This window comes from Nocardia canadensis (assembly GCF_032656385.1).
Classification (GTDB): Bacteria; Actinomycetota; Actinomycetes; order Mycobacteriales; family Mycobacteriaceae; genus Nocardia; species Nocardia canadensis.
Window position 1 is genome coordinate 897,614 of record NZ_JAVCWB010000010.1, and the last position, 26,514, is coordinate 924,127.

Annotated in this window: 2 protein-coding genes; both read right to left on the bottom strand. The window is 72.8% G+C overall.

What is annotated here, in order from left to right; all coding sequences use genetic code 11:
• Positions 1-15,729 (bottom strand): type I polyketide synthase, encoded by a 15,729-nt coding sequence (locus tag Q7X29_RS27600; protein WP_316575829.1) that lies wholly within the window; start codon positions 15,727-15,729, stop codon positions 1-3.
• Positions 15,726-26,498, bottom strand: a complete 10,773-nt coding sequence (locus Q7X29_RS27605; protein ID WP_316575830.1) for a type I polyketide synthase — start codon at positions 26,496-26,498, stop codon at positions 15,726-15,728. The genes Q7X29_RS27600 and Q7X29_RS27605 overlap by 4 nt, the downstream gene beginning before the upstream one ends.
• Positions 26,499-26,514: the final 16 nt, after the last annotated feature.

The window sequence follows — 26,514 nt, forward strand, 5'->3', positions numbered from 1 at the left end:
TCAGTCCTCTGAGGAGTTGTGGTAAGCCAGATCGATCAGGTCATCGATGTCGAGGTCGTCGATCGACTCCTCGGTGATGGGCTGATCGGGCTCGTCGTGGCTGTGCTGACCCTGGGCAAGATGCAGGAGCGCGTCCAGCAGGCCCGCGTCGCGCAGCCGCGCGAGGGGGATGGTCTGCAGGGCCCGGCGGATCTCGGCATCGGGGTGATCGGCGTGCGGTTGCCGGTCGGTCAGCTCGTCGTGGAGGTACTCGGCGAGCGCCGCGGGTGTCGGGTAGTCGAACACCAGCGTCGCGGGCAGTGCCAGACCGGTGGCGGTCTTGAGGGCGTTGCGGAACTCGATCGCGGTGATCGAGTCGAAGCCGAGTTCGTTGAAGGCCCGATCCGCGTCGACGGCGTGGGCGTCGCGGTGGCCCAGGGTCGCGGCGACCTGACCGCGGACGATCTCGACCAGCACGCCGTGTCGCTCGCCGTCCGGGGTCTCGGCCAACCGGGCGCGCAGCCCGGCGCTCGCGTCCACGGCTGCGGTCCGGCGTGGCGCGGTCAGCCCGGCCAGCAGGGCGGGGGCGAAGCCCGCGTCGCGCATGGTGGCCAGGTCGAGCCGGGCCAGGATCGGGGCCGCCGTGTCGAGGCGCGTCGCGGCGTCGAACAGGGCCAGGCCCTGCGCTCGCGACAACGGCAGCATGCCCGTGCGGGTCATGCGCAGCCGATCGACCTCGCCGAGTTCGCCTGCCATGCCGCCGTCCCACAGCCCCCAGGCCAGGGACTGACCCGGTCGGCCGGTGGCCCTGCGGTGCGCCGCGAGCGCGTCGAGGGTGGCGTTGGCCGCGCCGTAGTTGCCCTGCCCGGTATTGCCGAACGCGCCTGCCGCCGAACTGAACAGCACGAAGGCTTTCAACGGCAGGTCGCTGGTCAGCGCGTGCAGGTGCAGCGCGGCGTCGACCTTGGGGGCGAGGACGGTGTCCATCCGGTCCGCGGTGAGCGAGGCGACGGCGCCGTCGTCGAGGACGCCCGCGAGGTGGAACACCGCGACGAGCGGGTGCTCGGCGGGGATGTCGGCCAGGACGCGGGCGAGCGCGTCGCGGTCGGCGACGTCGCACGCGTCGATGTCGACGTGCGCGCCCGCGCCCTCGAGCTCCGCCCGCAACTCGGCGGTGCCGGGCGCGGATTCGCCCCGGCGGCTGAGCAACCGGAGTCGGCGGACCCCGTGCGCATCCACGAGATGCCGGGCGAACATCCGACCCAGTAGGCCACCGGCACCGGTGATCAGCACGGTCTCCGCCGGCGCGACAGCGGGACTCGCGACCGTGCCGCTCGCTGCGGCACCGAGGCGGGCCAGCCGTGCGGCGGTGACCTGCCCGTCGCGCACCGCGACCTGCGGTTCACCCGTGGCCAGGATCCCGCCCAGCAGCCCGTCGAGATCGGCGTCCGCGTCGATCGAGACGACCCGGCCGGGGCTCTCGGACTGCGCCGAGCGCACCAGGCCACCGACCGCCGCGCCGGCGAGATTCGTGATGTCCTCCCCGGCGACGGAGACCGCTCCCTCGGTCCGGACGACGAGCACCGAATCCGCGAACCGTTCGTCGCCGAGCCAGGTGTGCAGCGCCGACAGGACGAGATGGGTCGCGGCGCGGATATCGGCGGGTTCGTTGCCCGCCGGGCAGTCCAGGACCGCGACCGCCGGCACCTCGACACCGAGGTCGGTCCACGCGACAGCGTCGATCTCGGTGCGCGACACCGCGATCGGCGTCCACTCGACCCGGAACAGCGCGTTACCCACGGTGGCCGCGCCCGCCGTGAGCTGGGCGGGATCCATGGGCCGGGACGCCAGGTGACGCACGGTGGCCACCGGCGCGCCCCACTGGTCGGCCAGCTCGAGCGTGGCGCCGTGGTCGCCGACCCGGGTGAGCCGGACCCGGACGGCGGTCGCTCCGGCCGCGTGCACGGTGACACCCGACCATTCGAACGGCAGCGCGATGCCGTCCGTGGGCAGGTCGGCAGCGGCGAGGAGCGCGTGCAGGGCCGAGTCGAACAGCGCCGGGTGGATGCCGAAGCCGTCGGCGCCGACCGATTCGGGCAGCGCGACCTCCGCGAACACCTCGTCCCCGCGCTGCCATACCGCGCGCAGGCCCTGGAAGAACGGGCCGTATCCGTAGCCCGCGTCCAGCAGGTCGTCGTAGACCGTGTCGAGCGGCAGGGGCTGGGCGCCGGCGGGCGGCCACGCGGTGAGCGCGGTGGTGGGGACCTGCGCGTCGGTCGCGAGAAGGCCCTCGGCGTTCAGGGTCCACGCCGCGTCGCCGTCGTCCGGACGGGAGAAGATCCGCACCGCACGCTGTCCGGCGGGGTCCTGGTCACCGACCACGAGGCGCAGTGCGAGACCACCGGTCTCGGTGAGCACCAGCGGTGCCTGCAGGACCAGCTCGGCCACCGTCGAGCAGCCGACCTGCTCGGCGGCGTGCAGCGCGAGTTCGACCAGCCCGGTGCCGGGGAACACGACGGTGTCGAGCACCCGGTGGTCGGTCAGCCACGGCTGCGCCTGCGCCGACAGGCGACCCGTGAGGGTGACCGCGTCGGAATCGGGGTGCGTGATGACCGCCGACACCAGGGGGTGGCCGGTCGCCAGCAGTCCCATGGATCGGGCGTCGCCCGCGGCGGCGCCTTCGGTCATCCAGTAACGGCGACGCTGGAAAGCGTAGGTGGGCAGGTCGATTCGCCGTGCGCCGGACCCGGCGTACAGGGCGGACCAGTCCACCGGCGTGCCGGCGACGTGCAGCCGGGCCAACCCGGTCAGCAGGGTCGACGGATCGGCGTGCTCGCGGGCGCACAGCGCGACCGTCGTCGCGGTGTCGAGAGCTTGCGCGACCATCGGCGTGAGCGCCGCGTCGGGCCCGATCTCGGCGAACCGGGTGACCCCCAGCTCGGCCATCGTGGCGACCGCGGCGGCGAAGCGCACCGTGTCGCGGACCTGCCCGACCCAGTAGGCCGGGTCCGACATCTCGTCGCCGATCCGGGCACCGGTGACGGTGGAGACCACGGGCACGTTCGGTCGGCCGAACGTCAAACCTTCGATTACCGAGGCGAAGTCGGCCAGCATCGGCTCCATCAGCGCCGAATGGAACGCGTGCGAGACCCGCAGCCGGTGGGTCCGCCAACCGTTTTCGGCACAGCGCTGCACCACCGCGGAGACCTCGGCGTCGATGCCGGAGAGCACGATCGAGGACGGGCCGTTGACCGCGGCGATCGACACCCCGTCGGTCAGCAACGGCAGCACATCGGCTTCCGGCGCGCCCACCGCGACCATCGCGCCGCCGGTGGGCAGCGCCTGCATCAACCGGCCACGCGCCGCGACCAGCACGCACGCGTCGTCGAGCGACAACACCCCGGCCACGTGCGCGGCCGCGATCTCACCGATCGAATGACCGGCCACCACCTCGGCCCGCACACCCCACGACTCCAGCAGCCGGAACAACGCCACCTCGAAGGCGAACAGGCCCGCCTGGGTGAATACCGTCCGGCCGCTCAGCTCCTCGTCACCCAGGGCGACAGTCAGCGAATCAGGCTGTCCCAGCAGTTGTTCCAGTCGAGCGGCGATGCCGTCGAAGTGCTCGGCGAAGATCGGGTAGCCGCGCAGTCCGTCGGCCATGCCCGCCCACTGCGCACCCTGCCCGGAGAACACGAAGCCTGTCGAACCCGACACCACCCGGCCGCGCACCACCCGCGTGGGCTCGGTGCCGTCGGCCAAGGCCCGCAGCTCCGCAGACCGGTCGGCGCGATCTCCGGCCAGCACGACGGCCCGATGCTCGAAGACGCCGCGCGTCACGGCCAGCGAGTAGCCGACGTCGATCGGGTCGAGATCGTCCATTCGGGCGACGAGCCGAGCGGCCTGATCGGCCAGCGCCGCACCGCTGCGCGCGGACAGCACCCACGGCGTCGGGCCGTCGGGCCGGTCGGTCGGCGTGGTCGAATCCGCCACCGGCGGCGCCTGTTCCACGATGACGTGTGCGTTCGTGCCGCTGATGCCGAACGAGGACACCCCCGCGCGCCGCGGCCGATCCAGCGCGGGCCACTCGACAGATTCGGTCAGCAGGCGGACATGTCCTTCGGACCAATCCACCTTGGTACTGGGCTGATCCGCGTGCAGAGTGCGCGGCAGCACCCCGTGCCGCATCGCCATGATCATCTTGATCACGCCACCCACACCGGCCGCCGCCTGCGCATGACCGATGTTCGATTTCAGCGAGCCCAGCCACAACGGACGATCCTCGGCGCGATCCTGGCCGTAGGTGGCCAACAGGGCTTGCGCTTCGATCGGATCACCCAACGTCGTTCCGGTGCCATGGGCTTCGACGACGTCGACCTCGACGGCCGAGACTCCCGCATTGGCGAGCGCCTGGCGGATCACCCGCTGCTGCGAGGGACCGTTGGGCGCGGTGAACCCATTGGACGCACCGTCCTGGTTGACCGCCGAACCCGCGAGCACCGCCAGCACCTGATGGCCGTTGCGGCGAGCGTCGGACAGCCGCTCCAGCACGAGCACGCCCGCGCCCTCGGACCAGCCGACACCATCGGCGTCGTCGGCGAACGACTTGCATCGCCCGTCCGGTGACAGCCCGCGCTGACGGCCGAACTCCAGGAACATGTCCGGGGTCGCCATCACGGCCACACCACCGGCCAAGGCGAGTTCACACTCTCCCGACCGCAGCGACTGCGCCGCCAGATGCAGCGCGACCAGCGACGACGAGCACGCCGTGTCCACCGTGACCGACGGCCCCTCCAGCCCGAACACGTAGGAGACCCGGCCCGAGACCAGGCTGCCCGCGGCGCTGCTGCCGGTACCGGAGCCCTGCGCGTAGTCGTGGTACATCACGCCGGTGAACACCCCGGTCGCGCTGCCCCGCAGCACCGCCGGATCCAGACCGGCGCGCTCGAGCGCCTCCCACGAGACCTCGAGCAGTACCCGCTGCTGCGGGTCCATGACGGTGGCCTCGTTCGGGCTGATCCCGAAGAAGTCCGCATCGAATTCCGCGGCGTCGTAGAGGAATCCGCCGCGGCGGGTGTAGGTCTTGCCCGGCTTGCCGGGTTCGGGGTCGTAGATGCCGTCGAGGTCCCAGCCGCGATCGAGCGGCATGTCCCCGGTGGTGTCGCCGCCGGCGGTCACCAGCTGCCACAGGTCCTCGGGTGAGGCGACGCCGCCCGGGTAGCGGCAGCTCATGGCCACCACCGCGATCGGCTCGTCGTCGGCGCGGACCCGGCCGACCACGCGTTCCTCGGCCGCCCCCGTGCCGGTGAGCTGGGAATCGAGGAACTCCGCGACGATCCCCGGAGTGGGGTAGTCGAAGATGAGCGTGGCGGGCAGGTGCAGACCGGTCGCCGCGTTGAGCTTGTTGCGGAACTCCACCGCGCCGAGCGAGTCGAAGCCGAGCTGCTGGAACGGCCGATCGGCGACGACGGCCTCGGCCGAGGCGTGCCCGAGGATGTCGGCGGCCACCGACCGGACCAGGTCGAGCAGGGCGCCGCCGCGATCGGCATCGGAGAGCCCGGCGAGCTTGCGCAGGAACGCCTGGCCCGCCGCCGTGCGGGTGGGACGACGTGCCGGGGCCGGTGCGATCGCGCGCAACAGCGCCGGGATCTGTTCGCCCCTGGTGCGCAGCACGGCCGGATCGACGCGCAGGGGTACCAGCTGGGCGGTGTCGGAGGCGATGGCCGCGTCGAACAGCGCCAGCCCCTCCGCCTCGGTCAGCGGCGGGAAGCCCTGCCTGCGCATCCGGTCGAAGTCGGCCTCGGACAGTTCGGCGCCGAGCCCGGTGGCGCGTGCCCACATGCCGTAGTCGAGCGCGATCGCGGGCAGGCCGAGCCGGTGCCGGTGCGCGGCGAGGGCGTCGAGGAAGACGTTGGCCGCCGCGTAGTTCGCCTGCCCGGCGGGCAGGACCAGGCCGCCGGCCGAGGACACCAGGACGAACAGCGACAGCGCGCGCTCGGCGGTGAGTTCGTGCAGATACCAGGCGGCGTCGGCCTTGGGCCGGAACACCCGCTCGATCCGCTCCGGAGTGAGCGCCTCGATCAGCCCGTTGTCGGCGGTGCCCGCCGCGTGCACCACACCGACCAGCGGATGCTCGGCGGGCACCGAGTCGAGCAGGGCGGCCAGGGCGGCGCGGTCGGCCACATCGCACGCGGCGATGGTGACCTCGGCGCCGAGTTCGACCAGTTCGGAACGCAACTCGGCCGCACCGGCCGCGGTCGCACCGCGCCGCGAGGTCAGCAGCAGGTGCCGAATACCGTGCGCGGTGACCAGGTGCCGCGCGAACACCGCGCCCAAACCGCCGGTGCCACCGGTGATCAGGACCGTGCCGGTATCGAGCGACCGCGTGATCGTGCCGGCGGTGTGGCGGGTCAGGCGCGGGACGAGCAGCGTCGTCGCGCGCAGTGCCGCCTCGGGCTCCCCGGCCGCGACGGCCGCCGCGATCCGGACGGGGTCGGGATCGGCATCCAGGTCGAGGAGCTGGAAGCGGCCGGGGTGTTCGGCCTGCGCGGCGCGCAGCAACCCCCACACCGGCGCCTGCACCGGGTTCACCTCGTCGGTATGGACCGCGTGTGTGGTGAGCACGACCAACCGCGCATCGTCGCAGCGGGGATCGGCGAGCCACCGCTGCACGGTGTCGAGGACACCGGCCAGGGCCGCGCGAGCCGCCTCCGGCACCGCGCCCTCGGGGTCCGGCGCGACGAGCAGCACGAGCTCGGGGATCACCGGCTCTTGCGTCGCGTCGAGATCGGCGAGCAGGGCCGGGAGATCCGGGTACCCGCGTACCTCGCCCGTGCTCGAGGCACCGAGCACAGCGATGCGCTGCGGTGCGACCGTCGCCGTCGGCATGGCATACGGCACCCAGTCGACGGCGAACAGCGATTCCGCGATCCGGTCCGCACCGAGTCGTTCGGCCGAGACCGGGCGCGAGATCAAGGCGCCCACCGACAGCACCGGCTGTCCCTGGTCGTCGGCGATCTGCAGGGCATACCTGGTGCCGTCCAGCACGATGCGAACGCGCACCGCGGCGGCACCCGCCGCGTGCACGACGACCTGGTTCCAGGTGAACGGCAGTGCCGGGAAGCCCTCGACGCCGCCGCGCAGCCCGTGGATGATCCCCGCGTGCAGCGCCGAGTCGAAGAGCGCGGGATGGATGCCGAAGCCCGCGGCATCGCGCGGATCGGACAGCGACACTTCGGCGAACAGCTCGTCGCCACGCTGCCAGGCGGCCTGCAAGCCCTGGAAGAACGGGCCGTATCCGTAACCGACATCGAGCAATTCGTCGTAGGCGCGGTCGACGTCGATCGGCCGCGCGCCGGCCGGGGGCCAGGCGGTCAGCTCGAAATCGGCGGTCGTGTCCGCCGGTGCCAGCACGCCTTCGGCGTGGCGGGCCCACGGACCGTCGACGCTGTGCCGTGAGTACACACCGAGCCGTCGGCGGCCGGTGTCATCGGCGGCGGCCACGACGACCTGCACCGCGACACTGCCGTCGGCCGGTACCGTCAACGGGGTGTGCAGGACGAGTTCGTCCACCATCGGACAGCCGAGCAGTCCGCCGACATAGCCGGCCAGCTCCACGAAGCCGGTGCCCGGTAGCAGCACGACACCGAGCACGCTGTGATCGGCCAGCCACGGCACGGTCGCCGGGGACCAGCGGCCGGTGAAACTGATTCCGCCCGACTCCGGATGTGCCACCACGGCGCCGAGCAGCGGATGATCCACCGTGTCGAGACCGACGGAGGTGACCCCACCCAGCTCGGCGCCCAGCCACGATGTCGCCAGCGCCTGCTTGGCATCGAGCCAGAACCGCTCGTGCTGGAAGGCGTAGGTGGGCAGGTCGACGCGGCGCGCACCGGTACCGGCGAACACCCCGGCCCAGTCCACGACCCCGCCGGAGACGAACAGACCCGCGACGCCGTTCAGCACCGACGACGCGTCTGCGCGGTCGCGGCGCGCCAGCGCCACCACCGTCGCGGCGGTGTCGTCGACGATCTGGGTGACCATCGGGGTGAGCACGGCATCGGGTCCCACCTCGGCGAACCGCGTGACCCCCAGCTCGGCCATGGTGGCGACCGCGTCGGCGAACCGCACCGTCGCCCGGACCTGCTCGACCCAGTAGGCCGGGTCCGACAGCTCGTCCTCGACCCGGCGTCCGGTCACGGTCGACACGAGCTCGATGCTCGGCCGCGAGAACCGCAATTCCCCGACCACCGCGGCGAATTCGGCGAGCATCGGCTCCATCAGCGTCGAGTGGAAGGCGTGCGAGACCCGCAGCCGATGGGTACGCCACCCGCGCTCGGCACACACCTCGGCCACGGCCGCGACGGCATCCCCTGGACCGGACAGCACGACCGCGCCGGGGGCGTTGACCGCGGCGAGGGATACCGACTCGCCCAGCAGGGGCGACACCTCGGCTTCCGGCGCACCCACCGCGACCATCGCCCCGCCCGTGGGCAGCGCCTGCATCAACCGGCCGCGGGCCGCCACCAGGGCGCAGGCGTCGCCGAGGGACAACACGCCCGCCACGTGTGCGGCGGCGATCTCACCGATCGAATGACCGGCCACCACATCCGGGCGAACGCCCCAGGATTCGAGCAGACGGAACAGGGCCACCTCGAAGGCGAACAGGCCCGCCTGCGCGAACACCGTCCGGTCGACCGCCTCGTCGTCCGCGAGCGCGTCCACCAGCGAAACCGACTGTTCCAGCAGCGGATTAACGCCGGTGACGATCTCGTCGAAAGTCCGCGCGAACACCGGATACGCGGCACACAGCTCGGCCGCCATGCCCGCCCACTGCGCGCCCTGACCGGAGAACACCAGACCTGTGGCGCCCGCCACCGCCCGGCCGGTCACCACACCGGCGGCGGCCGAACCGGTTGCCAGCGCCGCGATTCCCGCCCGGAGACCAGCCGCGCCCTCGGCCAGGACCACGGCGCGATGCTCGAACACACCGCGCGTGCCGACCAGCGAGAACCCGACATCCTGTGGAGTGAAACCGAATTCATCCACCTGTGCACCCAGCCGCGCGGCCTGCGCGGCGAGGGCATCGTCACCGCGCGCCGACAGCACCCACGGCAGCAGCCCCGCGGCAGCGCCGGGCGACACCGAATCCGCCACCGCCGGAGCCTGTTCCACGATCACGTGCGCGTTGGTGCCACTGATGCCGAACGAGGACACGCCCGCGCGACGTGGCCGATCGACCTGCGGCCACTCGACCGCCTCGGTCAGCAGTCGCAGGTTTCCCGCGGACCAGTCCACCTTGGTGCTGGGCTGATCCACGTGCAGCGTCCTGGGCAGCACACCGTGCCGCATGGCCATGACCATCTTGATCACGCCACCCACACCGGCGGCGGCCTGCGAGTGCCCGATGTTGGATTTCAGCGAGCCCAGCCACAGTGGACGATCCTCGGGGCGGTCCCGGCCATAGGTGGCCAGCAGGGCCTGCGCCTCGATCGGATCACCCAGCGTCGTCCCGGTGCCGTGCGCTTCGACCACATCGACCTCGACCGGCGAGACCCCGGCATTGGCCAGCGCCTGCCGGATCACCCGCCGTTGCGACGGACCGTTCGGCGCGGTCAGACCGTTCGACGCGCCGTCCTGGTTCACCGCCGACCCGGCGACCACCGCCAGCACCGGATGACCGTTGCGGCGCGCGTCCGACAGCCGCTCCAGCACGAGGACCCCGACACCCTCGGACCAGGCGACACCGTCGGCGGCATCGGCGAAGGACTTGCTCCGCCCGTCCGGCGCCAGCCCCCGCTGACGGCTGAACTCCACGAACGTCTCCGGCGTGGCCATCACCGCGACACCACCGGCGAGCGCGAGATCGCACTCCCCCGAGCGCAGCGACTGCGCCGCCAGGTGCAGCGCGACCAGCGACGACGAGCACGCGGTGTCGACGGTGACCGACGGCCCTTCCAGGCCGAACACATACGACACCCGGCCGGAGGCGAGGGAACCGGAGTTCGCGTTGACCGGATAGTCGTGATACATCATGCCGGTGAAGACGCCGGTCGCGCTGCCGCGCAGTACCGCCGGATCCACCCCGGCCCGCTCGAAGGCCTCCCACGAGCTCTCCAGCAGCAGGAACTGCTGCGGGTCCATCGCCGCGGCCTCGTTGGGGCTGATGCCGAAGAAGGCGGGGTCGAATTCGCCCGCGCCGTGCAGGAATCCGCCCTCGCGGGTGTAGGTGGTGTTGGGCGTCTCACCGGTGGGGTCGTAGATCCGCGCGGTGTCCCACCCGCGATTCACCGGGAACTCCGTGACCGCGTCGACGCCGTCGGCGACCAGTCGCCACAGCTGCTCGGGCGTGCTGACGCCGCCCGGGTAGCGGCAGGCCATACCCACGATCGCGATCGGATCGCCGTCGACGGCCCGGTCCGCGACGACCGCGATCTCGGTGGCCGTGCCCAGGAATTCCTCGGCCAGGTGCTCGGCCAGCGCCTGCGGTGTCGGGTAATCGAAGACGACCGTGGCGGGCAGGGCGAGACCGGTGACGGTCTTGAGCCGGTTGCGCAGCTCGACCGCGCTCAGCGAATCGAACCCGAGATCCTGGAAGGCCCGGCCGGGATCGATCGCGGCCACGCTGTCGTGACCGAGCACGGCCGCGATGTGCGTGCGCACGGTGTCGAGCACCAGCTGTCGTTGCCGGTCGATGTCCGCCCCGGCCAACCGAATCCGCAAGTCCGACACCATTGTCGAGGTGGCGGCGCGGCGCGGCGCGGGCGCCAGGTCGCGCAGGAGCGGGGGCAACAGCCCGGCCTCGGCCTGGGCCCGGATCGCGGCGGTGTCGAGGACGGCGATCACCGCATGCGGTGCGCCGTGGGCGATGGCCGCGTCCCATCCGGCCAGCGCCTGCGCGTCCGGCATGGCGGTGAATCCGCTGCGGCTCATCCTGGCCACGTCGGTGTCACCGAGTTGCCCGGACATCCCGCTCGAGCGGGCCCACAGCCCCCACGCCAACGACTGCCCCGCCAGCCCGGCGGCCCGGCGATGCGCCACCAGCGCGTCGAGGAAGGTATTGGCGGCGGCGTAGTTGCCCTGCCCGGGTCCGCCGACGGTGCCCGAGGCCGAGGAGAACACCACGAACGCGGACAGGTCCAGGTCCGCGGTCGCCTCGTGCAGATACCAGGCGGCATCCGCCTTCGGCGCCAGAACGGTGTCGATCCGCTCGCCGGTCAACGAGGCGATGACCCCGTCGTCGAGGACACCGGCGGCATGGATCACCCCGGTCAACGGCCACTGCTCGGGCACCTCACCCGGCAGCGCGGCCACGGCGGCGGCATCGGTGACATCACATGCCACCACCCGCACCTGGACGCCGGACTCGGCCAGCTCGGCACACAGCGCCGCCGCGCCGTCCGCCCGCGGACCCCGACGGCTGACCAGCAGCAGCGACCGCACCCCGTGCTCGGCCACGAGGTGGCGCGCGATCACGCCACCGACACCACCGGTGCCACCGGTGATCAGCACCGTTCCCTCGCCGAAGGCGGTGGTAGCGGCGGTACTCGTAGTGTTCACGCCGGTGCGCCGGGTGAGTCGGGCGGTGTGGGTGACGCCCGCCCGGACGACGACCTGGGGTTCGCCCACGGCCAGGACGGTGGCCGCGAGATGCTCGTCGACGACGGTGTCCGCGTCGACCAGCACGATCCGGCCGGGATCCTCCGACTGCGCGGAGCGCACCAGGCCCCATACAGCGGCACCGGGGAGGTCGAGGAGGTCTTCGCCGGGAAGCGCGATCGCGCCGCGCGTGACGATCAGCAGGGTGCTCGTGGCGAAACGGTCCTGTGCCGGCCACTGCTGGATCACGGTGAGGATCCGGGCGAGTTCGGTGTGGGTGGTCGCCACCGTGTCCGCGCCGGTGCTCCCGGTCCCGCCGGCTCCGGCGTCGACGACGACCACCGGCGGGACCGGCGACGCCGCGTCGAGCCGCTCCCATCGGCCGATGGTCGCGGGTGTCGTGGCGGGTTCGGCCGTGACCGGTGACCAGGTCAGTTCCAGCAGCGGCGCGGCGGGTTTGCCCACGCCGGCGGTCAGCTCGTCGAGCGGCGTCCGCCGGGTGGTCAGCGTTCCCGACAGCACGGGCAGGCCCTGCTCGTCGGTCGCGGTGAAGGCCACCGATGATCCCGTCGAGGCCAGCCGCACGCGCAGCACGGACGCGCCGGCCGCGTGCAGCGAGACCGACTCCCACGAGAAGGGCAGCACCACCTGTCCGGCGGGGATCGCGAACGGCGACCGTGCCGCATCGGCAGCGCTGTCCATTACCCCGGCGAGCAGACCGGCCTGCATAGCCGCGTCCAGCAGCGCGGGATGGATACCGAATCCTTCCGCGCGGGCGCCGGTCTCGGCGTCGACGGCGACCTCGGCGAAGACCTCGGCACCGTGGCGCCACAGCGCGCGCACGCCCTGGAAGGCCGGACCGTACTCGTATCCCCGCACCAGCAGCGCGGCGTACGCGGACTCGACGTCGATCTCGGTCGCGGCGGGTGGCCAGGTCGGCGCGGCGGTCAGGCTCGCCGCGGGCTCCCCGGCGAGCAGACCGCGCGCGTGCAGCAGCCACTGTCCGTCGCGGTCGTGCTCGCCACGCGAGTAGATCGAGACCGACCGGTGCGGGGCGTCGTCGTCGGCCCCGCCGACCACCACCTGGACCTGCACCCCACCCGCGGCGGGCAGCAGCAGCGGGGCCTGCAAGGTCAGTTCCTCGACCACCGGATATCCGGCCTCGGCACCGGCGCGCAGCGCCAGCTCCACGAATCCGGTACCCGGCAGCAGGACCGAGCCGGCGACCACGTGGTCGGCCAGCCACGGCTGGGTCGCGACCGACAACCGCCCGGTCAGCAGGACACCGCCGGATTCCGGTTCCGACACCACCGCGCCCAGCAGCGGATGGCGCACGGCACCCAGCCCGGCCCACGCGACGTCGGCGGCACCGGCCGAGGTCTCGAGCCAGTAGCGACGGCGCTGGAAGGCATAGGTGGGCAACGAGACCCGCGCGACCGGCCGCGCGGCGAAGAACGCCGCCCAGTCGACGTCGACGCCGACCGTGTCGACACTCACCGCGCAGCGCACGAACTGTTCGACCTCGGCCTGTCCGCGCCGCGCGCCCGCGACCACCAGTGACCGCGCCTCGATCTCGTCCGGCAGGCACTGCCGGGTCATCGCGGACAGCACCGCGTCCGGGCCGATCTCCACGAACCGGCGCACGCCCGAGGCCACGAGCGTGTCCACGCCGCGGGCGAACCGCACGGCCTCGCGCACCTGCCGGACCCAGTAGGCGGGCTCGAGCACCTCGTCACCGGCGAGCTCGCCGGACAGGTTCGAGACCAGGGGAACCTGCGGACGCCGATAGGTCACGCCCCGGGCGACGGACTCGAATTCGGCCAGCATCGGGTCCATCCGAGCCGAGTGGAACGCGTGCGACACCGTCAGCCGCGAGGTCTTGCGGCCGCGCTCGGCGAACAGCCGCTCGAGCGCGGTCACCGCGTCTTCGTCACCGGAAACCACCACGGCGGTCGGCGAATTCACCGCCGCGACGGACACCGTGTCCACAGAGGCGGTCAACGCCTCGGCGACCTCGGCCTCGCTCGTCGCGACGGCCAGCATGGCGCCGCCTTCCGGCAGCCGCCCCATGAGACGGCCACGCGCCGCCACCACCCGGCACGCGTCCGGCAGCGACCACACGCCGGCCAGGTACGCGGCGGTCAGCTCACCGATCGAATGACCGAGCAGCACATCCGGTGTCACCCCGACGGATTCCCACAGGCGGTACTGCGCGACTTCGTAGGCGAACAGGGCGGGCTGGGTGTACTCGGTGCGATGCAGCGAGCCGTCGGCGCCGTCGAACATCAGCTGCCGCAGCGAGACTCCCAGCAGCGGATCGAACTGCGCGCACACCTCGTCCAGCGCGGCCGCGAACACCGGGAACGCCGCATACAGCGCACGTCCCATCCCGTCCTGCTGCGCGCCCTGGCCGGTGCACAGGAACGCGGTCTTGCGCAGCACCGCCTGGCCCGTGGCCACCCCGGGCGCGGGCGAGGACTCCGCCAGGGCGGTCAGTCCGGCGAGCATCCCGTCCCGGTCGGCGGCCACGAACGCACCGCGCCACTCCAGCCGGGCACGCGTGGTCGACAGCGAGTATCCGAGATCGTCGACCCGCAGTGCGGGCTGCTCGGTTACCCATCGCAGCAGCTTGGCGGCCTGATCACGCAGGGCCGGAGCGGATTTCGCGGACAGCAGCAGCGGGGTGACACCGAGCGCCACGGCGGGCGGCGGGTCCTCGTCCGACGGCTCGACGGCGATCTCGACCGGAGCGGGCGCCTCTTCCAGGATGACGTGGGTGTTGGTGCCGCTGGCGCCGAACGAGGACACACCCGCACGCCGCACCCGCTCGCCGGCGGGCCACGGCTCCGCCTCGGTGAGCAGCCGGACCGTCGCGGGCGACCATTCCACCTGCGGGGTGGGCGCGTCGACATGCAGTGTCGGGGGCAGCATCTCGTGCCGCATCGCCTGCACCATCTTGATCACGCCGCCGACGCCCGCCGCGGCGGAGGTGTGGCCGATGTTCGACTTGAGCGAACCGATGCGCAACGGTTCGCCGGTGCGATCGCGGCCGTAGGCGGCGATCAGGGCCTGCGCCTCGATCGGGTCGCCGAGGGTGGTGCCGGTGCCGTGCGCTTCGACGGCGTCGATGTCGGCGGGCGTCAGCCCGGCGTTGGCCAGGGCCTGGGCGATCACCATCTCCTGCGAGGGACCGTTCGGCGCGGTCAGCCTGCTGCTGGCGCCGTCCTGATTGACCGCCGTACCGCGCACGACCGCGAGGATCGGGTGGCCGTGGCGGCGGGCGTCGGAGAGCCGCTCGACCACGAGCATGCCCAGGCCCTCGGAGAACCCGGTGCCGTTCGCCCCGGCCGCGAACGCCTTGCAGCGCGCGTCCGGTGACAGCGCCCGCTGGCGGCCGAAGGCGATGAGCAGGGTGGGATCCGACATCACGGTCACGCCACCGACCAGCGCGAGCGATGTATCGCCCTGCCGCAGCGCCTGGCACGCGAGGTGCAGGGCGACCAGTGAGGACGAGCAGGCGGTGTCCACCGACAGCGCCGGACCCTTGAGGCCGAAGGTGAACGACACCCGCCCGGACAGCACGCTGGCCGAAACACCGGGATAGGCATGACCTTCCGCCTCGGCCGTCAGGCCGGGCGAACCCACGCGCGGACCGTAGTCCTGATGGATCACACCGGCGAACACGCCGGTGTCGCTGCCGCGCAACGACACCGGGTCGATGCCCGCGTCCTCGAGCGCCTCCCACGCGGCTTCGAGGAACAGCCGCTGCTGCGGGTCCATCGCTTCGGCCGCGCGCGGGCCGATCCCGAAGAAGGCGGCGTCGAAGTCGCCCGCCGCGTCCAGGAACCCGCCCTCGCGGGTGTAGATGCTGCCCGCCGCGTCGGGGTCGGGGTCGAACAGGCGCTCGAGGTCCCAGCCGCGATCGGCCGGGAACGGGCCGACCGCGTCGGTGCCGGTCGCGACGAGGTCCCACAGCTGGTCCGGGGTCTCGACACCGCCGGGATACCGGCAGCTCATGCCCACGATCGCGATCGGTTCGGCGGCCCGTTCCTCGAGCTGGTCGATGTGCTTCTTGGCGGCGCGGAGGTCTCCGGTGAGCTTGCGCAGATACCGGCTGAGTCGTTCCTCGTTGCTGGTGCCGGGGTTGCTCATGCTGGGCCAAACTCCTCGTCGATCAAATCCAAGAGCTCACTGCCGGACGGCAGGTCGAGATCGTCGTACTCGGTGTCCGGCCAGCGGCCGGACAGGTAGGTGCGCAGGCGGTTGTTGACACCGCGCAGACCGGCGACGGTCTCGTCGTCGTCGCCCGCGGTAGCCAGGATCCGGTCGAGCAGCGACTCGAGCCGGGCGATGTCGTCGGGCGCCGCCGTTGGCGCGGCCGGTGCGGTCACCGTGGTCCGAGACAGCAGGTAGTCGGCGAGGTCTGCGGCGGTCGGGTAGTCGAACGCCAGGGTCGACGGCAGCGACAGACCCGTCAGGTTCGCCAGCCGGTTGCGGAACTCGACGGCGCCGAGCGAGTCGAATCCGAGTTCGTCGAACCCGCGATCGGGGGCGATCTCGTCGGCCGAGGCGTAGCCGAGCACGGCGGCGACGGTCTCGCGCACCAGATCCAGGACGAGTCCGCGGCGCTTGGCCTCCGCCACCCCGTGCAGGCGCTCCCCGAGCGTGGGTTCGGTGCTCGTGGTCGCTGCGGCGCGGTCCCTGGTGCGGACGAAGCCGCGCAGGGCGCCGGGCACCGGGCCGGTGTGCGCTTCGATGCGGAGCTTGTCGGTGTCCAGGTGGACCAGGGCCTGCACCGGTTCGGCGGTGGTCAGCGCCTCGTCGAACAGGCGCAGGCCGTCGGCGCGGTCCAGCGGGGCCAGGCCGAGGCGTTCCATCCGGCTCAGGGCGAGCCGGTCCAGGGTGCCGGTCATGCCGAGGTCCGGCTGCCACGGCCCCCACGCCAGCGACAGCGCGGGCAGCCCCTCGGCCCGGCGCCGGATGGCGAGAGCGTCCAGGAAGCTGTTCGCCGCGGCGTAGTTGGCCTGCCCCGCCGAGCCGAGCACGCCGGCGATCGAGGAGAACAGGACGAACGCGGACAGCTCCAGGTCCCGGGTGAGTTCGTGCAGGTGCCAGGCCGCGTCGGCCTTCGGCGCGAACACCCGATCGACCTGATCGGCGGTCAGGGCGTGGAACGTGCTGTCCGCCAACAGGCCCGCGGTGTGGACGACGCCGGTGAGCGGATGCTCGGCGGGCAGGTCGTGGAGCAGCTTCGCCAGCGCGTCGCGGTCGGTGACATCGCACGCGGCGATGCGCACCTCGGCGCCCAGCCCGGCCAGTGTCCGCGCGAGTTCTGCCGCGCCCTCGGCATTTTCACCGCGCCGCGACACCAGCAGCAGCCGCCGCACACCGTGTTCGGTGACCAGGTGCCGGGCCAGCAACGCACCCAATCCTCCGGTGCCGCCGGTGATCAGCACGGTGCCCGGACCGAAGGAGACCGGCGCGGTGGCCGGTGCGGTCACCGGTTCCAGTCGCGGCGCCAGGACGCGATCGCCGCGCACCGCGATCTGCGGTTCGCCGGTCGCGACCGCGGCCAGGATCGCGTCGGCCGAGACCGGTGCCGCGTCGGCGTCGACCAGGACGATCCGCCCCGGGTACTCGGTCTGCGCGCTGCGGATCAGGCCCGTGACCGCGGCCGCCGCGATCTCGGGCGTCTCCTCGGGCAGCCCGGCCGCCCGCCGGGTGACGACCACCAGCCGTGATCGGGCGAACCGGTCGTCCGCCAGCCAGCCGCGCACCGTGTCCAGCGCGGCCCGTACCCGGTCCCCCGTCAGCGCGTCCTGCGGCGCCGCCGCCGCTTCGGACCAGACGACGAGGTCGGGCACCGCTGCCGCCGCGGCGAGTGCCGCCAGATCCGGGTAGCGCTCGTCGACACCGAGGATCGGTGCGACACCGAGCACGGCGGCGCTGCCGGGCGGTGCGAGGCCGTCCGGCGTCGCGGCCGCGGTCCAGCGCACTCCGTATCGGCCTGCCCGGCCACCGGCCAGGTTGGCGCGGAACTGCTGGACGTCGTAGGAACGCATGACCACTTCGTCGATGGAGACGACCGGGTTGCCGTCCTGGTCGACGGCGACGACGGTGATGGTCTCGCTGTCGCGCTGGATGGCCATCACCCGCAGCGACGTCACCGTCGCGGTGGTGTGGAAGCGGGTCGCGCCCCAGCGGAACAGCAGTTTGCCCTCGGCGGGGTTGTTCGCTTCCGCGGACCAGATCAGGCAGACCAGTCCGGCGTGCATCACCATGTCGAACAGTGCCGGATGCAGCCGGAACCGGTCGACCGGGACCTCCGGGCTCAGGGTGACCTCGGAGAAGATGGTGTCCCCGGTGCGCCACGCGCCGTCGATCCCGTAGAACGACGGCCCGTATTCCAGGCCGGCCACCCGGCCCACCTGGGCCGGAATCCAGGCGGGATCGACCGGTGTGGCCCCGACCGGCGGCCACGGTTCGGCGCGCAGCATCGCCATCAGCCCGATGTCGGTGAGCTGATGACCGCTCAGCACGCCGCTGGCATTGCGCGTCCATGCGGTGTCGGCCGCGTCGGCGAGGCGGTAGTGGAAGGTGAACGACCGGCGGCCCGCCGAATCCGGTTCCCGCACCAGGACCTGGAGCTCCACGGCGCCCTCTGGCGGCGGCAGGATCGGCGCCTCGAGGGTCAGTTCCTCGACCGCGCCGCACCCGATGCGAGCCCCGGCGACCAGCAGCATCTCCATGAGCGCGGCACTCGGCACGAGCACGACGCCGTAGGTCATGTGGTCGGCGATCCAGGGATGGGTGCGCAGCGACAAGCGGCCGGTGAACAGCCACTCGTCGCGATCGGCCACCCGCACCACGTCGGTGAGCAGCGGGTGGTCCGCCGACCCCGTGCCGGAATCGCCCGGCGCTGGGTCGAGCCAGAACCGCCGATGCTCGAAGGCATAGGTGGGCAGGGTGACTCGGGCTGCGTGGCCCGCGGTGAACAGTGCGTTCCACTCCACCTTCGCGCCGGCGGTGTGGGCCTGGGCGAGCATGGTCAGGAACTGCTCGACCTCGTCGTGCTCGCGCCGGGCCGCCGCGGCCACCACCGCGCGCTGCTCGAGCTCGGCGGGCAGGCTCTGGCGGGTCATCGCCGCGAGGACGGCGTCGGGGCCGATCTCGAGGAATCGGCGCACCCCCGAGGTCACCAGGGTCTCGACGCCCGGCGCGAACCGCACCGCGCCGCGCACCTGCGCGGCCCAGTACGCGGGAGCCAGGATCTCATCGCCGGCGAGCGCGCCGGAGACGTTGGACACCAGCGGAATCCGCGGCGAGTGGTAGGTGACACCCGCCGCGACCGTCACGAATTCGGCCAGCATCGGCTCCATCCGCGCCGAATGGAACGCGTGCGAGACCCGCAGCCCGCTGGTCTTGCGCCCCTGCTCGGTGAACCGCCGATCGAGGGTGTCGACGACGTCTTCGTCGCCGGAGATCACCACGGCGGCAGGCCCGTTGACCGCGGCGATCGACACCCGATCACCGAATTCCGCGATGGCCGTGGCGACTTCGGCTTCGGTCGCGGCGACGGCCAGCATCGCCCCGCCCTCGGGCAGCGCGTCCATCAGCGCGCCGCGGGCCGCGACGAGCGCGCAGGCGTCGTCGAGCGACCACACCCCCGCGACGTGCGCCGCGGCCAATTCCCCGATCGAGTGTCCGATCACCAGGTCCGGGACGAGCCCGAACGACGCCACCAGCCGGTACAGCGCCACTTCGAAGGCGAACAGCGCGGGCTGGGTCAGCCGGGTCCGGTCCAGGACCCCGCTCGCCGCGGCGACGCCCTGATCGTCGACCAGGCCTCCGGTGAACATCGCCTGCTTCAGCGAGCACCCCAGCAGCGGGTCGAAACGGGCGCACACCTCGTCGAGGGCGGTCGCGAAGACCGGGAACGCCTCGGCCAGACCCGCGCCCATGCCGACCCGCTGCGCGCCCTGACCGGTGAACAGGAACGCGGTCTTCCCGGCGCCGACCGTGCCGGACAGCACGCCGGTCGCGGCGGTACCGGCGGCCAGCTTGCCCAGGCGGTCCAGCAGGTCGTCGCGGTCACGGCCGAGGACCGCCGCGCGGTACTCGTGCTGCGCGCGGCCCGTCGCGAGCGAGTACGCGACGTCGACCGGATCGGTGTCGGGATGCTCGAGCAGCCAGGTCCGCAGGCGCGCCGCCTGGGCCGCCAGCGCGGTCCGGCTCTTGGCCGACACCAGCAGCGGCACCGTGCGCGGACCGTCGGCGGCGCGCGCGGCGACGCTCGACCGGGTGGCGGGTGCTTCCTCGAGGATGGCGTGGGCGTTGGTCCCGCTGACACCGAACGACGACACACCGGCCCGGCGCACCGGCCCGCCCGCACGCCACGGTTCCGGCGCGGTCAGCAGGCGCACCGACCCTGCCGACCAATCCACATGCGGAGAGGGCACGTCCGCGTGCAGGGTGGCGGGCAGCGTTTCGTGCCGCAGCGCCTGCACCATCTTGATCACGCCGCCGACACCGGCCGCCGCGACCGTGTGCCCGATATTCGATTTGATGGAGCCGATGCGCAGCGGTTCGCGCTCGCCGCGGTCCTGGCCGTAGGCGGCGATCAGCGCGTTGGCCTCGATCGGGTCGCCCAGCGGGGTGCCGGTGCCGTGCGCTTCCACCGCGTCCACGTCGGCGGGGGTGAGTCCGGCACTGGCCAGCGCTTGGGCGATCACCCGCTCCTGGGAGGGGCCGTTCGGCGCGGTCAGCCCGTTGCTGGCGCCGTCCTGGTTGACGGCCGTGCCGCGCACCAGGGCGAGGACATCGTGGCCGAGGCGCCGGGCGTCGGAGAGCCGTTCCAGCACCAGCACGCCGACGCCTTCGGAGAACGCGACGCCGTCGGCCGCGTCGGAGAACGCCTTGCACCGCCCGTCCGGCGAGAGGCCGCGTTGCCGGGCGAAATCGACGTAGAGGTAGGGGGTCGCCGCGACGGTCACGCCGCTGGCCAGCGCCAGCGAGCTCTCGCCCTGGCGCAGCGCCTGGCAGGCCAGATGCAGGGAGACCAGCGACGACGAGCACGCGGTGTCCACGGTGACCGCGGGCCCTTCGAGTCCGAGGACGTAGGCCACGCGCCCGGAGATCACACTGCTGGTGGTGCCGGTGAGCCGGTAGCCCTCCAGCTCGCCGACCACCCGGTCGACGTAGCCCGAGGCTCCCGCGCCGGCGAACACGCCGGTATCGCTGCCGCGCAGGGAGATCGGGTCGATTCCCGCGTCCTCGAGCGCCTCCCAGGAGACCTCGAGCAGCAGTCGCTGCTGCGGGTCCATCGCGGACGCCTCGCGCGGGCTGATCCCGAAGAAGCCGGGATCGAAATCGCCCGCGTCGTAAAGGAATCCGCCGCGATTGGTATAGACGGTCCCGGGCTTGTCGGGGTCGGCGTCGAGCAGGCGCGGCAGATCCCAGCTGCGATCGGCGGGGAATTCGCCGGTGGCGTCGATGCCGGACGCGACGAGATCCCAGAGCTGCTGCGGTGATTCGACACCGCCGGGGAAGCGGCAGGCCATGCCGACGATCGCGATCGGCTCGTCGGCCCGTACCCGGCGCACGGTCTTGGCGGTGGGACCGCCGGTCGCCGGGGTGACGCGAGACCGCACCAGCTCGGCCACCGCCGTCGGGGTCGGGTGGTCGAACACCAGGGTCGACGGCAGTTGCAGGCCGGTGGCCTTGCCGAGCCGGTTGCGGAACTCCACGCCGCCGAGGGAGTCGAAGCCGATCTCGTCGAAGCGCTGGTCCGGCCGGATATCGCCGCCCGACTCGTGGCCGAGTACCGCGGCGGCCTGGGTCAGCACGACATCGAGGATCAGTTCGCCGCGACGCGCCTCGGGGACCTCGGCCAGCTGGGCAGCCAGGGCGCCGACCGGCGCTGCCGCCGCGTGCGCCGGGCGGGTCGAGCGTCGCACGTAGCCGCGCAGGACGGCGGGCACGGCGGCGGGGTCGGTCTCGCGGCGCAATGCCGCGGCGTCGAACCGGATCGGTGCCGGCCGCGCCTCGGTGTGCGCGAGCGCCTCGTCGAACAGACGCACGCCGTCGACGTCGGCGAGCGGGCTCAGGCCCAGCCGATCCCACCGCGCGAGGGCGGCCTCGTCCAGACCACCGGTCATCCCGCTGCCCTGGTTCCACGGCCCCCACGCCAGTGACGTGGCGGCCAGACCCGCGGTCCGTCGCCGCTGTGCCAGGGCGTCGAGGACGCCGTTCGCGGCGGCGTAGTTGCCCTGCCCGGCCGAGCCGAGCACCGTCGCGATCGAGGAGAACAGCACGAACGCCGCCAGAGTCCGGTCCCGGGTCAGCTCGTGCAGATGCCAGGCGCCGTCGACCTTGGGGGCCAGTACCCGGTCCACCTGGTCGTCGGTCAGCGTCGCCACCGTGCCGTCCGCGAGCACGCCCGCGGTGTGCACCACACCGGTCAGCCCGGTGCCGATGCTGTCGAGCAGGTCGCGCACCGCGTCCCGATCGGTCACATCGCAGGCGACGATCCGCGTCTGGGCGCCCAGGCGCGCCAGCTCGGCCACCAGGGCGGCGGCACCCGCGGCCGCGGGGCCGCGACGGGAGGTCAGCACCAGGTCACCGACACCGTGCGCGGTGACGAGGTGGCGGGCGAACAGGGCGCCCAGCCCCCCGGTCCCGCCGGTGATCAACACGGTCCCGTCGCCGAAGGACACCGGTGCCGCGTCCGTGGTGGCCGCGCGCACCAGTCGCGGTGTCAGCAGCCGACCACCACGCACCGCGACCTGCGGTTCGCCGGAGCGCACCACGGCCGCGATCCGGTCCGCGTCGACAGGGGTGGCCGGGTCCTCGTCGACCAGGACGAAGCGGTCCGGGTTCTCCGACTGCGCACTCCGCAGCAGGCCCCACAGCGCGGCCGCGGCGAGGTCGGGTGTCTCACCGGTCAGTCCCGCGCCGCCGGTCGTCACGACGACCAGCCGGGTGTCGGACAGCCGGTCCTCGGCGAGCCAGCGTCGCAGCGTCGCCAAGGTGTCGCGGACGCTCGCCCGCACCGCTGCCGGGTCGTCGGAGACCTGTGCCCCGAGAGCCCGCCACACCACGACAGCCGGAACAGGTTCAGCCGCAGCGAGATCCGCGATCGAGGCGGCCGCGTCGAGCCCCGGGACAGCGGTGCCCGCGAGCGTGACCATCGCGGGCACGGGCGCCGGGCCCGCGCTGTCCGCCTGCTCCCATCGCACCTGGTACAGCTCGGCTTCGGCACCGGCGACCGTGCTCCGGAATTCCTTGACGTCGTAGGGACGCATCACCACCGCGTCGACCGAGACGATCGGTGCGCCTTCGGGATCGATCGCCGCGACGGAGATGGTCTCCGGCCCGGACGCGACCGCGATGACGCGCAGCGAGGTCACCGCCGCGGGCCAGGGCCCCGACTTGTGGAATCGCGCGCCGCCCCACCGGAACAGCAATCGGCCGGTGTCGGGATCGGGATTCCCCTCGTCCCAGAGCAATCGGGAGAACCCGGCGTGCATGACCATGTCCAGCAGGGCCGGATGCAGGTCGTGGCGGCCCGCCTCGGGTGCCGCGTCGAGGTTCAGTGCGATCTCGGAGAAGACCGTGTCGTCACGCTGCCACGCGGCGCGCACACCGAGGAAGGCGGGACCGTACTCGAGCCCGGCGTCCCGGGAGATCCGCGCCGGAAGTCCCGCGCTGTCCACGATGTCGGCGTCGGCGGGCGGCCAGTCCTCGTCGCGCAGGCGCTGCGCCAAGGCCGAGTCGCCGTCCCAGCGGGCGGCCAGCACGCCGGTGGCGTTGTGCACCCAGTCCGACTCCGGCGAGGTGCGGAAGTAGAACTCGAACGGGCGGCGCCCCGAGTCGTCGGCGGCCTGCACCAGGACCTGCAGCTCGATCTCGGTGTCGTCGGTCGGCAGGATCGGTGCCTGCAAGGTGAGTTCGTCGACGACCTCGCAACCGATCCGCGCCCCGGCGGCGAGCAGGAACTCGATCAGGGTCGCGCTCGGCACGACGACCACGCCGTAGGTCATATGATCGGCGATCCACGGATGGGTGCGCAGCGAGAGCCTGCCGGTGAGCAGCCACTCGTCGGTACCCGCCACCCCGACCACACCGGTCAGGATCGGATGATCCGACGCGCCCGCCGCAGCGCCCTGGTCCGGCTGTAGCCAGTAGCGCCGACGCTGGAAGGCGTAGGTGGGCAACGACATCCGTGGCACCGGCCGGCCCGCGAACAGCGGAGCCCACGTCACCGGCACACCCGCGACCTGCAATCGCGCCAGCGCCGTGACGAACTGCGCCACCTCGTCGGCGGACCGACGCGATGTCGCCGCCGCGGTCGCGACCGACTCGACCTCGGGAACCTCGGCCAGGCACTCCCGGGTCATCGCCGTGAGCACCGCGTCCGGGCCCAGCTCCACGAAGCGCCGCGCGCCCGCCGCGACCAGCGCGTCCACGCCCGGCGCGAACCGCACGCAGCCGCGCACCTGCCGCACCCAGTACTCCGGATCGGTCACCGCGGCGTCGGCGAGCGCACCGGACTCGTTCGACACGATCGGCACCCGCGGCGTCGCGTACGCGACGCCCTCGGCCACCGCGCGGAATTCGGCAAGCATCGGCTCCATGCGCGCCGAGTGGAAGGCATGGCTGACCCGCAACCGGCTGGTCCGCACCCCGTCGGTGCCGAGCCGCCGCTCGATCTCCGCGATCGCGTCGGCCTCCCCGGACAACACCGACGACGTCGGCCCGTTCACCGCCGCGATCGACACCCGGTCACCGAGACCGGCGACGATCTCGCCCGCCCGGTCGGCGGTGACCGCTACCGCGAGCATCGCCCCACCCACGGGCAACGCGCCCATCAGCCGACCCCGCGCCGCCACCAGCGCGCACGCGTCCGGCAACGTCCACACCCCGGCGACGAACGCGGCCGCCAGCTCACCGATCGAGTGACCGATCAGGAAATCTGGTGTCACACCGAAGGATTCGACCAGCCGATACATCGCGACCTCGAAGGCGAACAGCGCGGGCTGGGTGAATTCGGTCCGGTCGAGCACGCCGTCGGTGTCGGTGAACATCACCTCGCGCAACGACCGCCCGAGCAGCGGATCGAATGCCGCGCAGAGCTCGTCGAGCGCCGCCGCGAACACCGGGAACGCCCGATACAGCTCCGCGCCCATACCGATTCGCTGCGCGCCCTGACCGGTGCACAGGAAGGCGGTGCGCTCCGGGGCGGCCTTCGCCTCGAGCACGCCGGGCGCGCCAGCCGCCAGCTCGGCCAGCCCGGCCAGCACGTCGTCGCGGTCGCGGCCGACGACCGCGCCCCGCCACTCCAGCAGCGCCCGCGAGGTCGTCAGCGCGTGCGCGACGTCGCGGACGTCCCGGTCGGGATCGTTGATCAGCCACTGCCGCAGGCGATCCGCCTGGGCGCGCAGGGCGTCGGGAGACTTGGCCGACAGCACCAGCGGAACGATCTCCGTCTCGGTGGGTGTCGCGAGTGGCTCGGTGTCGTCGACGACCGGCTCGGCGGGCGCCTCCTCGAGGATCAGGTGCGCGTTGGTGCCGCTGGCCCCGAACGAGGACACCCCCGCCCGCCGGGTCCGCTCCCCCGCAGGCCACGGCTCGTTGTCCCGCAACAGCCGCACCGTGCCCGCCGACCAATCCACATGCGGCGTCGGCGCGTCCACGTGCAGGGTCTTCGGCAGCACCTCGTGGCGCAGCGCCTGCACCATCTTGATCACGCCGCCGACGCCCGCCGCCGCCGAGGTGTGGCCGACGTTCGACTTGAGCGAGCCCAGCCGCAGTGGCGCACCCGCGCGCCGCGCGCCGTAGACGCTGATCAGCGCCCGTGCCTCGATCGGATCACCGAGCATCGTGCCGGTCCCGTGCGCCTCGACAGCGTCGATGTCGGTGGGCTCGAGCCCCGCGTTGGCCAACGCCTGCGCGATGACGCGCTCCTGGGACGGACCGTTCGGCGCGGTCAGGCCGTTGCTCGCGCCGTCCTGGTTGACCGCGCTGCCGCGCACCACCGCCAGCACGGGGTGGCCGAGCCGCCGCGCGTCCGACAGCCGCTCCAGCACCAGCACGCCGAGCCCCTCGGAGAACCCGGTTCCGTCCGCCGCGGCCGCGAACGCCTTGCAGCGGGCGTCCGGGGACAGGGCCCGCTGCCGCGCGAACGCGATCAGCAGGGAGGGATCCGACATCACGGTGACGCCACCGGCCAGCGCGAGCGTGGCGTCGCCCTGACGCAGGGCCTGGCAGGCCAGATGCAGGGCCACCAGCGAGGACGAGCATGCGGTGTCGACCGAGATCGCCGGGCCCTTGAACCCGAACGAATAGGCGATCCGCCCGGACAGCACGCTGTTCGACACACCCAGGTAGGCATGGCCTTCCGTCTCGGCGCCGATGGTCGCCGAGCCGATGCGCGGACCGTAGTGCTGGTGGATGACACCGGCGAACACGCCGGTGTCGCTGCCGCGCAACGACACCGGGTCGATGCCCGCGTCCTCGAGCGCCTCCCAGGAGGCTTCGAGCATCAGCCGCTGCTGCGGGTCCATCGCGGCCGCCTCGCGCGGGCCGATCCCGAAGAACGCCGCGTCGAATTCGCCGACGGCGTCGAGGAATCCGCCGTCGCGCGTGTAGACGGTGCCCGGCGCGTCGGGGTCCTCGTCGAAGAGCCGGTCCAGGTCCCAGCCACGATCGGCCGGGTAGGCCCCGACCGCGTCCACCCCGTCGGCGGTCACCCGCCACAGGTCCTCGGGTGACCGCACGCCGCCGGGGTACCGGCAGGCCATGCCGACGATGGCGATCGGCTCCTGCGACCGGTCGGTGAGCTCACGAAGCTGCTGCTTGGTCTCGTACAGCTCTTTCGCGGTCTTCTTGAGGTACCGGCGTAGCTCGTCGTTGTCGGCCATCGGTGGAACTCCTGCT